Below are 11,833 nucleotides of genomic sequence, written 5' to 3' on the forward strand. Positions count from 1 at the left end.
GGGCGAATTCAGCAGCCGTTTGAACGGCATCCCCAGCCAGGAGCATCCCGATGAAGATATCCGAGATCATGACCTCCGACGTCGAGGTCGTCACCCCCGAGCAGCCGATGCAGGAAGCGGCCCGCCTGATGCTCCAGGCGGATGCCGGCGTCGTCCCCGTTCAGGAGGGCGACAAGCTGATCGGGATGGTCACCGATCGCGACATTGCCGTGCGCGGCGTCGCCGAAGGGCTCGGGCCCGATACGCCGGTCCGCGACGTGATGAGCGGCAAACCGCTCTTCTGCTTCGACGACGAGGATGCGGACGATGTCGCCGTACAGATGAGCGAGGCGCAGGTGCGCCGCTTCCCGGTGCTGAGCCGCGAGGAGCAGAAGCTGGTCGGCATTGTCTCGCTCGGCGACCTCACCAAGATGGAGGATGAGGGGCAGGCGGCCTCGGCGGCGCTCGATGGTGTCTCCGAACCGGGCGGCGAGCACAATCAGAGCCAGGAAGGCTGACCCTCCACGCGGGCGCTCGCGCTGGACTCTTGAACGCGAATTCCAGCGGGCATAGGGTGCGAGCGCCCGCGCATTAACCATGTTGCGCGGCGAACATGGGGGGTGTGCGCGTTGCGTAGACATCATCTGCCGATCCTGGCGGCGACGGCACTGTGCGCCGCTCCGGCCGCAGCCCAGAACGATGAGGCCACGTGGTTCGCCAAGCCCGGTGTCTCCATGCTCCACCTCGCGGACCAGATCGAGCTCAGCGTCGGCGGGACGCCGGTGCCCGGCGCCGACGCCAACACCAAGGACCATTATACGCCGACGGTGCATGTCGGCCGCTTTGTCGCCGAGAATATCGCCATTTCCGCCGTGGTCGGTATTCCGCCCCATATCGACGTGATCGGCACGGACGTCCTGGCGCCGTTCGGCAAGCTTGCCGAAGTCACCTACGGGCCGACCGCCGTCACCGCCCAGTTCCACCCGCTCCGCAGCGGCACGATCCGGCCCTATGTGGGCGCCGGCGTGGCCTATATGCTCGTCTTCTCGACCGATGACGGCGCGTTCCAGGATGTCGAGGTCGACAACGACATCGGCCCGGTGATCGAGGCCGGCGCCGATATCATGCTGACCGGCCGATACGGGCTGTACGTCGACGTGAAGAAGGCGTTCCTCCGCACCGAGGCGAGGGGCACGTTCAACGGCGCGCCGGTGGTCAGCGGCTTCAAGATGGACCCTCTGGTGCTGAGCGTCGGCGGCGTCATCCGCTTCTGATCTCGGGCGCTCCGGACGCCATTTTTTTCAAGCCTCTTTCCGTCGGCATGGTAGCGTGCGACGGTCGCGATTCGGGGGAGGACGCGTCGGCGATTAGCGCATGTTGAGCCGCAGCATCACGGGAGCCGCCTCGGCCGGCGCTGGCGAAGCCGTGCCTGCGGCCGAGAAGGATTCCGGCCGCGCTCTGTTCTGGCGCATGGTCGTGCTCTACCATCAGGGCTCGGCGGCGGCCGTCGTCATCACCCTGATCCTGGTCTATCTCGGGCTCGAGTTCACGCCGTGGCAGTGGGCGACCCTGTTCATGGCGATCCCGCTGGGGATCGGCCTCTATACGTCGGTCGACGTGCTCGCGATCCGGATGCACGTGCGGCCGATCCGGCCGGCGCTGCGGGCGTTGGATCGGGGTGAGCGGCCGACCAGCGACGAGATTTGCGACGCTTTGGTGCAGGCGCTGAACCTGCCGTTCCTTTCGTTCCTGCGCGTCACCTTGCTGCACGGACCGCTGGCGACGGTGCTGATGTGCCTCGCTTTGGTCGTCGGCAACGCTGTGGCCGACGCCAATTATGCGGGCTGGCAGCTATGGACGCTGGCAGCAACGATCATGTTCTTCGCCTCGCCGACCCACGCCATCTTCGAATATTTCGCCGTCAGCCGCGAGATGGAGCCGATCGTCGCGAAGTTCAGCCGAATGCTCGGCGGGCCGCTACCTCCGTACAGCCAGAAGCGGCTGATCTCGATCCGCCTGAAGGCCAAGCTCCTCTATCTCGCCATCTTCGTGGCGGCGCTGCCTTTGGTCTTCTTCGCCCTGTCGGTCATCTTCAAGTTCGAGCGACTGCTCGTCCTGCGCGGCATGCCCGTCGGCATGGGCGACATGATGCCGCTCTACCTCTGGATCGCCGGCGTCATCATCACCTGCATGGTCGGCGCGGTGATCATGGCGCTGCTGACCGCGAACGAGGTGTCCCGGTCCGCCGATCGCATGCTGGCGGCTATGAAGCAGGTCGAGAAGGGCGAGATCGACGAGGTCCACCTCGACGTCATCAGCACCGACGAATATGCCGACCTCTTCCGCGGCTTCGAGCTGATGGTCGACTCGCTGCGCGAGGAGCAGCGCATCCTCGAGATCAGCAACGACCTTGCCGGCGAGCTCCAGCTCGACGTGCTGATCGCCAAGATCATGCGCGCGACGACCGAGCTCCTCAACGCCGAGCGCTCGACCCTGTTCGTCTATGACGAGAAGAGCCACGAGCTCTATTCGCTGTTCGCCGAAGGGATCCATGTCCGCGAGATCCGCATCCCGGCGAACAAGGGCATTGCCGGCGCCGTCTTCACGACCGGCAAGCTGGAGAACATCTCCGACCCCTATGAGGACCCGCGCTTCGACCCGCAGGTCGACCTGCGCACCGGCTTCCGCACCCGCTCGATCCTCTGCACGCCGATCTCGAACAAGGCCGGCGGCCGCATCGGCGTCACTCAGGTCCTGAACAAAAGGGGCGGCGCCTTCAACGCCAAGGACGAGGCGCGACTGCGCGCCTTCTCCGCCCAGATCGCCGTCAGCCTGGAGAATGCCAAGCTGTTCGACGACGTGCTCACCATCAAGAACTACAATGAGAGCATCCTCAAGAGCACGTCGAACGGCATCATCACGCTCGACGCCGAGAACCGCATCGTCACCGCCAACGATGCCGCCCTAGGCCTGCTCGCCGCGCGCTCGGACGCCTTGGTCGGGGTGCTCGCGCCCTATGCCTTTACCGGCGTCAACCGCTGGATCGCCGACAGCCTGCAGAAGACCCGGCAGACCGGCGAGACCGCGATCGCGGTCGATGCCGAGGTGGCGCGCTTCGACCTGCAGCCAATCTCTGTGAACCTCACCACCACCCCGCTGATCGACGTCAACGACCAGCGGATCGGCTCGATGCTGGTGCTGGAGGACATCTCCAACGAGAAGCGCGTCCGCTCGACCATGGCGCGCTACATGTCGAAGGAAGTGGCCGACCAGCTGCTCGCAGCCGGCGAGGAGGAACTGGGCGGCAAGGACCAGAAGGTCTCGGTCCTCTTCTCCGACGTGCGCGGCTTCACCACCATCTCCGAAGCGCTCGGCGCCCGCGAGACGGTGTCGATGCTGAACGAATATTTCACCGAGATGGTCGACGTCATCTTCGACCATGGCGGCATCCTCGATAAATATATCGGCGACGCGATCATGGCTTTGTTCGGCGCGCCTTTCGCCAGCCCCGAGGATGCCGACAACGCGTTGCTCGTCGCCAACGAGATGATGATGGAGCTGGCGGCGCTGAACGCCAAGCGCGCGCGGGACGGCAAGGGGCCGCTCGACATCGGCATCGGCGTCAGCACCGGCGACGTCGTCGTCGGCAATATCGGCTCGACCAAGCGCATGGAATATACCGTCATCGGCGACAGCGTGAACCTCGCCTCGCGGCTGGAGGGCGCCACCAAATATTACGGCTCCAAAATCCTGCTCTCCGAATATACTGTGGCGGACCTTCGCAATCCCGGCCTGATGCGCGAGATCGACCTGCTCCGCGTCAAGGGCAAGGACCAGCCGGTCGCCGTCTACGAATCCCTCGGCTATCGCGAAGCCGAGCTGTCGAACGGGCTCGGCAAGATGCTGGAAGCCTATGCGGAGGGCATCGCCGCCTATCGCGCCCGCGAGTTCAAGAAGGGGATGGAGGCGTTCGAGACCGCCTTACAGGCCATCCCCGACGACGGCCCCTCAACCCTCTATCTCGAGCGCTGCCGCATCTACGCCGAGCGTCCGCCGCTCGTGAACTGGAACGGCGTCTGGGTGATGACGGAGAAGTGACAGCGAGCCCGTGCCTTCACCCCTCCCGGATTATCGGGAGGGGTAGGGGTGGGCTCTTCAAAGCTTGAACACCGGCTCGGCGGCCTCGACCTCCTCCTTGATGAACCGCAGCACCGCCTTGATGCGGGCGAGCGCCTTCAAATCCTCGTGGACGATCAACCAGAGCGATCGGGTAAGCCTCACCTCATCCGGCAATACGCGGACGAGCCCCGCTTCCTCCGATGCAAGAAATGCCGGCAGCACGCACAGGCCGGCGCCGGCGAGCGTGGCTTTCAACTGCGCAACTAGGTTGCTGCTTTCGAGCGCGGTGCAGCCCTCCGGCGCGACGTCCTTCAGGAAATCGAGCTCAGGAAAGTGCAGCAGGTCACCGATATAGCTGACGAAGCGGTGGCCCTCGAGCTGGGTCGCGCTGCGGATCGCCTCGTGCGCCTCCAGATAGGAAGGCGCCGCATAGAGGGCGAGATCGTAGTCGATCAGCTTGCTGACGATCAGGCGGCCGGCGGGCGGGCGGCTGACGGCAATCGCGATGTCCGCGTCGCGCTTCGCCAGGCTGAACACGGCCGAGCCGGCGACGAGCTGGACGTTGAGCTGCGGGTGACGCTCCGTCAGGCGCCCGATGCGCGGCGCGAGGAAATAGCTGCCAAAGCCTTCCGGAGAGCCGATGCGAACGCTTCCTTCCACCGTGGCGGCGGTCCCTCCGACCGCGTCACGGACGCCGACGGCGAGCCCCTCCATCTGCTCGGCGATCGGCAGCAGCCGGTGCCCCGCGCCGGTGAGCGTGTAGCCGGACGGGCTCCGGTCGAAGAGCTTGGCCTTCAGCGAGTGCTCCAGCGCTGCGATCCGGCGCGAGAGCGTCATATGGTCCACCTGCAGCCGCGCCGCCGCGGCGGTGAGGCGGCCGGTCCGCGCAATGGCGAGGAAGCTCCGCAGGCTGTTCCAGTCGAACTCGGCCACGTATGTGAACTTTCGAGCTATCGTTGCGATGCAATATAGATGGATTCCACATACCGCATGTGAGAGAGGAGCGCCATCCACTCAGGGGAATCGAGATGACGTTCGAGGCACATGCGGCCGCGTTCACCGCTGACGTTGAACTTGCGTTCGAGCAGCCGAAGGCGCGTGCCTTTCCGACCCACGCCGAAGTCGCCGACCCGGAAGCCGGCTGGGCGAGCCGCAACCCCAATCGCGCACTCGCGTTCCTGTTCGTGAGCCCCCGCGACTGCGCCGCAATCGACGAGCTGATGGCGCTCTAAGGACAAGGAGCAACAGGTGACCGACAGCCGCGTCTGGACAGTCCCTTCGGCGGCGCCGAGCCCGACCGAGCTGGCCGAAGCTTGGTCCCGGGTCGTCACCAGTGCCGCCGACGTGCTGCGCTCCACTGCCGGCGCCGCGGCGAACCCGCCGGCGCCGCTCCCTTATGATCCGGCCTCGCCGATCCGCGCCTTCTCCGCTTTCGCCACGCATCTCCTGACCAATCCCGTGCAGGCCGTCGCGGCGCAGCAGCAGGCCGCGGCCGATTTCATGAAGCTGTGGAGCAATGCCGCGACGCGCGCGGCCGGCGGCTCGGCCGAGCCGGTGGCGGTGCCCGAGCGCGGCGACCGGCGCTTCAACGACCCCGCATGGTCGGAAGAGCCGGTCTTCGATTATCTCAAACAGGCCTATCTGCTCGCCACTAGGCGGATGGTCGATCTGGTCGAGAATGCGGAAGGGTTGGACGAGGCGACCCGCACCCGCGTGCTCTTCTTCACCCAGCAATATCTGCAGGCGCTGTCGCCGGCCAATTTTCCGTTCACCAATCCCGAGGCGATCCGAAAGGCGATCGACACCGGATCGGTCAGCCTCATCTCCGGCCTCGCCAACATGCTCGCCGACGCGGCGGCGCAGCCCGGCATCGTCCAGCGGCGATCGAGCGAGGAGTTCGAGCTCGGCGTGAACATCGCCGCGACGCCGGGCAGTGTGGTCTATCAAAACGAGCTGATGCAGCTCATCCAATATGCGCCGACGACGGAGAAGGTCTACCGGCGGCCGATCCTCTACGTCCCGCCGCTGGTCAACAAATATTATCTGCTCGACCTCCAGCCCAAATCGAGCCTGATCGGCTGGCTGGTCGAGCAGGGGCACACCGTCTTCGTCGTCTCCTGGATCAATCCGGGTCCCGAGCTCGCAAGCATGGACATGGCCGATTACATAAAGCTCGGCCCCGTCGCCGCGCTGGACGCGGTCGAGCAGGCGACCGGCGAAAGGCAGGTCGACATGTTCGGCTTCTGCATGGGCGGGACGCTGGTGGCGATGACGCTCGCCTATCTCGAAGAGAAGGGGCAGGGCGACCGCGTCGCCTCCGCCACCACGATCGGATCGCTGTTCGATTTCGCCGAGCTCGGCCAGTGGGCGACCTTCTCCGAGCCCGAGCAGCTTGCAGCAATGGAACGTCATCTCGACCACAAGGGCTTCATGGCCGCCCAAGACTTCCAGGCGCTGTTCAGCGCGGTCCGGGCGAACGACCTCATCTGGTCGTCGGTCGTGAGCCACTATCTGCTCGACCGCGAGGCGCCGCCCTCCGACATCCTCTACTGGTTCGCCGACGGCGCCCACATTCCGCGTGCCTTCCTGCTGAGCTATGCGCAGCAATTGCTGCGCGACAATCTGCTGAAAGAGCCGGGCGGCATCATTCTCGACGGCGTGCCGCTCGATCTCGGCGCGGTGAAGACGCCCCTGCTCGCGATCAGCCTCAAGGAGGATCACGTCTCCGCCTGGTCCGCCACCTATGACGGCGCGCGGCTGTTCGGCGGACCGGTCACCTTCCTGCTCGGCGGATCGGGCCACAATGCCGGCGTCATCAACCCGCCCTCGGCCAACAAGCACGGCTTCTGGACCAACGAGGCGCTGCCGGAGAGCGCGGACGAATGGTTCGGCGGCGCCACCAAGCAGGACGGCTCCTGGTGGCCGCACTGGCAGGCGCGGCTCGCCAAGGGCCAGAAGATGGTGCCGGCGCTCGAGCCCGGATCGGGCAAGCTCCCGGCGCTCGAGCCGGCGCCCGGCTCCTACGTCCGGATGAAGGGCTAGGGCGCCAGCGCCCGCCCGAACGCTGCCTCAACCTCGCCCAGCATCCGCGCCTCTTCACCTTCGTAGCGCGGCGAGAAGTGAAACGGCTCCAGCCGCCGCACTCCGGCAACGCGGGCGATTTCTCCGCACGCTGTGGTCGTGAGATGCGCCCGCTCCCGTGCCTGTTCCTTGTCGTCGGCGGCGAAGCGCGCTTCGAGGAAGAATGTGTCCGCCTCGCCCGCGAGCGCGGCGATGGCTTCCCGGTTCGACGGCGTGTCCGCAACGTCCGAGACGTAGGCGATCTTCTGCCCGCGCGTGACGCTGACGAGGTCGCGCAAGCTGCCGAGGGTCGCCGTTTCGCCTGAGGGAAGTGCGATCGGCAGGTCGTCGCCCGCGCCTTCGATCACCGCCTGCTTTAGCGCCTGCAGCCATTGTCCGGTTGCGAGCCCCCGCTCTTCGAGCCGGTTCTTCCACACGTTCACATGCGCCCTCTCGGCAACCGCGAAGCCGAGGCACGGTCCGTGATGATCCAGGACCTGTGCGCGGACGTCGAAGCCTGGACCCGTCGCGACCACTCCGTCCGCTACGCTGCAGTCCGCAAGCGCCTCCCGCTGGAAGGCGTTCTTGAAGCGGAAGCGCGCGGATCGACAATGACCGCCGCGATGCACCTCCTTCGCATCGAAGATGAGATCGGCATCGTAGCGGTCGACGAGGTCCCACTCATATCCCAGCAGCTTGTGCTGGAGGCGGTCCAGGAACCCCGCAGGTCCGACCATCTCGACCGATCTCTCGCGCCCGACGGACACCCGCAGCAGCGCGTCGAAGCCGATGAAATGGTCGATATGCGTGTGCGTCACGAAGACATGGCTCACCCGCAGCAGGTCGCGGGCGCTGAGCGTGGACAGATCGCCGATGTCGAAGAGCAGGGCGCCCTTCCGGTGCAGCATCTCGACGTACAGCGCCGGATCGCCGGAGCGGCCGTTGACGATGTGCGGGTGGAGGTTCGGCCGCATCAGCCTGTCCCGCTACGGCCGTGCATGAGTCTGTCCTCCCGTCGTCCGATCGACTATTGGAACGGGTGTGCAACGTGCCGCGTTCCCCCCGGCGCTTCTCAGGAGGATATGATGGTCGGACGGAATTTCTGGGCAGTGAAGTGGGACGGCAGCTGGGTCGTGCGCGAGGAAGGCCTGCCCGACCAGACCACCAGCCATGCCAGCGAGGAGGAAGCCTGGGCGACCGCCAAGGAGCGCGCCGCCGAGCTTCACGGCGAAGCCTTTCTCCAGGATGAGAATGGTGAGATCTGCGACCGGCAGGACTTCCGTCAGATGCCGAAGGACTACAGCCCGCTCTAGAAGATCCCGCCGCCGAGCATCAGGCGCAGCGCGCAGACGATGATCACGACGATGTTGAGCGTGGTCCCGCCGCTGCGCTTCGAAAGGACGCCGACGCCGAGGCCGACAATGGCGATCGGGATGACGAGCCAGTTCATCCAGCCGAGCAACGGGAGGAAGGCGACGACCCCAAGGAGCAGGGCAACGACGCCGATGATGATCGAGACGAGGTTCAGCATCCTTCTCTCCTAGCGCACCTGCGCCTCGAGCGCAGCCTTTTCGCGCGCGCTGGCGCGCCCAAGCCGCCATCCCTCCGCCGCAAAGATGACGAGCGACGTCCAGATCGCGCCGAAGCAGATGATGTGGGCGAGCGTCAGCCGCTCGCCGAACAGCAGCACCGCCAGCAGGAACTGCAGCGACGGCGCGATATATTGGAGGAAGCCGAGCGTCGAATAAGGCAGCCGCTTGGCGGCGGCGTTAAACAGGAGCAGCGGGACGGCGGTCACGGCGCCGGCGAGGATCAGCAGGATCGTCGTCATCCGGTCGATGCCGAGGCCGCCGGTGCCCTGCTGCTCGAGATAAAGGATCCAGCCGAGCGCGAGCGGCGTCAGGATGGCGGTCTCGATCGCGAGGCCCTCCAGCGACTCCACCGGCGCCACCTTCCTCAGGAAGCCGTAGAGCGCGAAGCTCACAGCGAGGCTGAGGCTGATCCAGAGGCCGCCGCCCGCGCCCCAGGCGAGCACCGCTACGCCCGCGCAGGCGAGCCCGACGGCGAACTGGCGCGGCCGGCTCAGCTTTTCCTTCAGCAGCACGACGCCGAGCAGCACGTTGACGAGCGGGTTGAGATAATAGCCGAGGCTGCCCTCGAGCACATGGCCGTTCAAGACCGCCCATATCCAGACCAGCCAATTGACCCCGATCAGCGTGGCCGTGAGCACGAGCGTGCCGAGCACGCGCCGATTGGCGAGCGCCGCGCGGATCTTCGGCAGCCGCCCCCATAGCGCCGCCAGCGCGCCGAGGAAGATCAGCGACCAGAGGATGCGATGGGCGACGATCTCGGTCGGCCGGACATGCGCCAGCACCTTGAAGTAGAGCGGCAGCACGCCCCACAGAAGATAGGCGCCGAGGCCGAGGAGCAGGCCACCGCGGGCGCGATCGTTCGTCATCGCCGCGCGCCTAGAGGAGCGACCGCGCCCCCACAAGCGCGGCGGGTTGGTTGCGCCTCCGCAATGGGCTAGGCTGGCGCTCCGATGAAGGAGCCGAATATGACCGTGTCAGCTCGTTACATCCTGGTTGGCGCCCTGGCGCTGCTCGCCGCCTGCGAGATGAAGGTCGGAACGGACGACAAGGCGGAGGCGGCCGGACAGGCCGCGTCGACGGCCGACGGCAAATCGGAAGACGGCTCGATCAGCATCGACGCGCCGGGATTCGACATGAAGCTCAATATCCCGGACGCGCTTCGGGCGGAGATCGGCGCCGACGGCGACGTCCTCTATCCCGGCTCCAAGCTGGCGGGACTTCACGTCCAGGCCAATGACGGCAGCGGCGCGGGCGACGATTCGGTCGAGCTTCGCTTCACCACCGGCGACGCGCCGGCGAAGGTCGCGGCTTGGTATCGCGATCCCGCCCAGGCGAAGGAACTGACGGTCTCGTCGGCGGAGCAGCAGGGCCAGGGCTATCGCATTGTCGGCACCAGCAAGGGCGACACCGACCCGTTCACGCTGACGCTCACGCCGGCGGCGGGCGGCGGCACGGAAGGGCGGATCGTGCTCCAGGACCGGCACGGGCAATGACCGTCGACGAACAATATACCGAGCCCTGGCCGGCTCATTTCACAGGCTTCCTCGAGCTGCCGGACGGCTATCCGATCGACCTCCTCAACCTCGTCCTCTTTCGCGACAAGGCGCTCTATCCCGCCGATCACCCTCAGGCGAAGGAGGATTTGAGCGGCGCCGAAGCCTTCCGCATCTATGGCGAGCAGAGCTTTCCATCCTTCGTCGAGGCCGGCGGGCAGATCATCTGGTCCGGCCGGATGGAGGGAATGCTGATTGGGCCGATCACGGAAAATTGGTCGATGGCGTTCGTTGCCCGCTACCCCTCGGCGACGGCCTTCCTCAAATCCGTGACCCATCCGGGATACAAGGACGCCGTCGTCCATCGCCAGGCTGCGCTCAGGACGTCGCGCCTCATCCGCCTCAAGCCGTTCGATCCGTCGCTCGGCGGCGGCTGATGACCGCGCTCGCGGATCCGGCGGAGGTGCGGGCGCATCTCGTCGCCGCGGCCCGCGCCGGCGTGGCGCTCACTTACGCCGAGGTGCTGGAGCGGCTCGGCTACCATTTCTCGCGCCCGAAGATGCGTGCCCTCTGCGCGGTCCTCGGCACTGTCGATGAGAAAGGCGCCTCGCGCGGTGAGCCGGAGCTGGCGGTATTGGTGGTGCGCCAGAGCGACGGCCTCCCGGGCCAGGGCTGGTGGGTCGCGGGCGGCGGCCGCTCGCGCGGCTATTCCGGTCCATGGGAGGGACCGGAGGCACGCCGCTTCATCGAAGCGGTGCAGGCGGAAACCTTCGCTTACTGGCGGTCCCGGAAAGGGACAGGCGGGGCCGGCTAAGCCGTTAACCATGTTCCGGTGGCCCATTGGGGCGCCTCTTCTGGCATAAGCCTCGCCGAGGAGCTCTCGATGACCAACCGCAAGTTGCTGATCCCGACCGCAATCCTGGCCGTGGCGACGCTCTCCATCTTCGCGTGCAATCGTTCCGACGATGCCGAACTGGCGAAGATCGACAACCAGATCGCCGGCAACGAAGCCGATCCGGCGCTGACCAGCGCGCTGGAAGACCAGATCATGGTCGATCCGACGCTGACTCAGCAGTCGAACCGCAATGCCGTTCGCCCGCCCGAGCGACCCGCCCAGGCGCAATATCCGGCGGGGCAGCCGAAAGGCGACCAGAGCTCCGCCGTCAACAGCGGCGGCTGCGCCAGCGGCGCGTTCGACTATAACCCGCAATGGGCGCAGCAGCTCGGGCCCGATTTTGCGGTGTATCCTGGCGGCAAGCTCACCGAGGCGGCGGCCAACAACCAGGGTGACTGCCGGATGCGAGTCGTCACCTTCACCACCGGTGACGCGGCCGAGCGTGTGCTCGACTGGTATCGCGGCCGCGCCCAGAGCGCCGGCTATTCGGCCGAGCAGCAGCAGCGCGAAGGCGATCAGATCCTGGCCGGCGCCAACCAGCAGAAGGGCGGCGCCTACTATTTGATCGTAACGCCGCAGCAGAGCGGCTCGGAAGTCGCGGTCATCGTCAACGGGGTGTGATCGATCACGTCATCCCGGCGAACGCCGGGATCTCATCGAGAACCTGCACCTGAGCCTTCTCGTCCTGAGATCCC

The 11,833-nt window shown here is 66.4% G+C and carries 14 protein-coding genes; 10 read left to right on the forward strand and 4 right to left on the reverse strand.

Going from position 1 to position 11,833, the window contains the following annotated elements; genetic code table 11:
• Window positions 1-50 precede the first annotated feature (50 nt).
• The 3 genes from AC5JBD_RS05555 to AC5JBD_RS05565 all read left to right on the forward strand — a co-directional run bounded on the left by AC5JBD_RS05555 (window position 51) and on the right by AC5JBD_RS05565 (window position 4,077).
• The gene (locus AC5JBD_RS05555; RefSeq protein ID WP_495720762.1) at window positions 51-497 is read left to right on the forward strand and encodes a CBS domain-containing protein; all 447 of its coding nucleotides are present in this window, start codon (window positions 51-53) and stop codon (window positions 495-497) included.
• A gap of 111 nt (window positions 498-608) precedes the next feature.
• On the forward strand, window positions 609-1,253 hold the full coding sequence (locus AC5JBD_RS05560; RefSeq protein WP_495720763.1) for an OmpW/AlkL family protein: 645 nt from the start codon (window positions 609-611) through the stop codon (window positions 1,251-1,253).
• Window positions 1,254-1,353: 100 nt separating this feature from the next.
• The gene (locus AC5JBD_RS05565; RefSeq protein WP_495720764.1) at window positions 1,354-4,077 is read left to right on the forward strand and encodes an adenylate/guanylate cyclase domain-containing protein; all 2,724 of its coding nucleotides are present in this window, start codon (window positions 1,354-1,356) and stop codon (window positions 4,075-4,077) included.
• Between the two features lie 57 nt (window positions 4,078-4,134).
• Here the strand turns inward: AC5JBD_RS05565 and AC5JBD_RS05570 are convergent, their stop codons facing one another.
• Window positions 4,135-5,031, reverse strand: a complete 897-nt coding sequence (locus tag AC5JBD_RS05570) for a LysR family transcriptional regulator (RefSeq protein WP_495720765.1) — start codon at window positions 5,029-5,031, stop codon at window positions 4,135-4,137.
• A 95-nt stretch (window positions 5,032-5,126) separates the two neighbouring features.
• Here AC5JBD_RS05570 and AC5JBD_RS05575 point away from each other — a divergent pair, with 95 nt between their 5' ends.
• Both AC5JBD_RS05575 and AC5JBD_RS05580 read left to right on the forward strand, forming a co-directional pair.
• Complete coding sequence (locus AC5JBD_RS05575) at window positions 5,127-5,330, forward strand: hypothetical protein (RefSeq protein WP_495720766.1); 204 nt, start codon at window positions 5,127-5,129, stop codon at window positions 5,328-5,330.
• 16 nt (window positions 5,331-5,346) lie between these two features.
• Entirely contained in the window at window positions 5,347-7,140 is a 1,794-nt protein-coding gene (locus AC5JBD_RS05580) for an alpha/beta fold hydrolase (protein WP_495720767.1), read from the forward strand.
• Here the strand turns inward: AC5JBD_RS05580 and AC5JBD_RS05585 are convergent.
• On the reverse strand, window positions 7,137-8,132 hold the full coding sequence (locus AC5JBD_RS05585) for a ribonuclease Z (RefSeq protein ID WP_495720768.1): 996 nt from the start codon (window positions 8,130-8,132) through the stop codon (window positions 7,137-7,139). The genes AC5JBD_RS05580 and AC5JBD_RS05585 overlap by 4 nt on opposite strands.
• A 111-nt stretch (window positions 8,133-8,243) precedes the next feature.
• Between AC5JBD_RS05585 and AC5JBD_RS05590 the strand changes: the two genes are divergently transcribed.
• On the forward strand, window positions 8,244-8,471 hold the full coding sequence (locus tag AC5JBD_RS05590; protein ID WP_495720769.1) for a DUF2188 domain-containing protein: 228 nt from the start codon (window positions 8,244-8,246) through the stop codon (window positions 8,469-8,471).
• On the opposite strand, the gene AC5JBD_RS05595 is transcribed toward AC5JBD_RS05590, so the two are convergent.
• Both AC5JBD_RS05595 and rarD read right to left on the reverse strand, forming a co-directional pair.
• Window positions 8,468-8,689 carry a hypothetical protein gene (locus AC5JBD_RS05595; protein WP_495720770.1) on the reverse strand — a complete coding sequence of 74 codons (222 nt, stop codon included), beginning with the start codon at window positions 8,687-8,689 and terminating at the stop codon, window positions 8,468-8,470. The genes AC5JBD_RS05590 and AC5JBD_RS05595 overlap by 4 nt on opposite strands.
• Window positions 8,690-8,698: 9 nt before the next feature.
• Window positions 8,699-9,616, reverse strand: a complete 918-nt coding sequence (rarD, locus tag AC5JBD_RS05600; RefSeq protein WP_495720771.1) for an EamA family transporter RarD — start codon at window positions 9,614-9,616, stop codon at window positions 8,699-8,701.
• Between the two features lie 99 nt (window positions 9,617-9,715).
• Between rarD and AC5JBD_RS05605 the strand changes: the two genes are divergently transcribed.
• The 4 genes from AC5JBD_RS05605 (at window position 9,716) to AC5JBD_RS05620 (ending at window position 11,759) form a co-directional block, all read left to right on the forward strand.
• Window positions 9,716-10,243, forward strand: a complete 528-nt coding sequence (locus AC5JBD_RS05605) for a hypothetical protein (RefSeq protein ID WP_495720772.1) — start codon at window positions 9,716-9,718, stop codon at window positions 10,241-10,243.
• A complete protein-coding gene (locus AC5JBD_RS05610; RefSeq protein ID WP_495720773.1) occupies window positions 10,240-10,680 on the forward strand; it encodes a DUF1330 domain-containing protein in 441 nt (146 codons plus the stop codon). Before AC5JBD_RS05605 ends, AC5JBD_RS05610 begins: the two co-directional genes overlap by 4 nt.
• Window positions 10,680-11,057: a ribose-phosphate pyrophosphokinase gene (locus AC5JBD_RS05615; protein ID WP_495720774.1), complete on the forward strand. Its 378-nt coding sequence runs from the start codon at window positions 10,680-10,682 to the stop codon at window positions 11,055-11,057. The genes AC5JBD_RS05610 and AC5JBD_RS05615 overlap by 1 nt, the downstream gene beginning before the upstream one ends.
• A 69-nt stretch (window positions 11,058-11,126) precedes the next feature.
• Window positions 11,127-11,759, forward strand: coding sequence for a hypothetical protein (locus AC5JBD_RS05620; RefSeq protein ID WP_495720775.1), 633 nt, complete (start codon window positions 11,127-11,129; stop codon window positions 11,757-11,759).
• Window positions 11,760-11,833: the final 74 nt, after the last annotated feature.

The sequence above is a fragment of the Allosphingosinicella sp. genome, assembly GCF_059502505.1.

Bases quoted from the DNA above. Each gene is read 5' to 3' on its own strand.
- AC5JBD_RS05555 (WP_495720762.1), top strand. From the start codon at position 51: ATGAAGATATCCGAGATCATGACCTCCGACGTCGAGGTCGTCACCCCC.
- AC5JBD_RS05565 (WP_495720764.1), top strand. From the start codon at position 1,354: ATGTTGAGCCGCAGCATCACGGGAGCCGCCTCGGCCGGCGCTGGCGAA.
- AC5JBD_RS05575 (WP_495720766.1), top strand. From the start codon at position 5,127: ATGACGTTCGAGGCACATGCGGCCGCGTTCACCGCTGACGTTGAACTT.
- AC5JBD_RS05585 (WP_495720768.1), bottom strand. From the start codon at position 8,132: ATGCGGCCGAACCTCCACCCGCACATCGTCAACGGCCGCTCCGGCGAT.
- AC5JBD_RS05590 (WP_495720769.1), top strand. From the start codon at position 8,244: ATGGTCGGACGGAATTTCTGGGCAGTGAAGTGGGACGGCAGCTGGGTC.
- AC5JBD_RS05595 (WP_495720770.1), bottom strand. From the start codon at position 8,689: ATGCTGAACCTCGTCTCGATCATCATCGGCGTCGTTGCCCTGCTCCTT.
- rarD (WP_495720771.1), bottom strand. From the start codon at position 9,616: ATGACGAACGATCGCGCCCGCGGTGGCCTGCTCCTCGGCCTCGGCGCC.
- AC5JBD_RS05605 (WP_495720772.1), top strand. From the start codon at position 9,716: ATGACCGTGTCAGCTCGTTACATCCTGGTTGGCGCCCTGGCGCTGCTC.
- AC5JBD_RS05610 (WP_495720773.1), top strand. From the start codon at position 10,240: ATGACCGTCGACGAACAATATACCGAGCCCTGGCCGGCTCATTTCACA.
- AC5JBD_RS05615 (WP_495720774.1), top strand. From the start codon at position 10,680: ATGACCGCGCTCGCGGATCCGGCGGAGGTGCGGGCGCATCTCGTCGCC.
- AC5JBD_RS05620 (WP_495720775.1), top strand. From the start codon at position 11,127: ATGACCAACCGCAAGTTGCTGATCCCGACCGCAATCCTGGCCGTGGCG.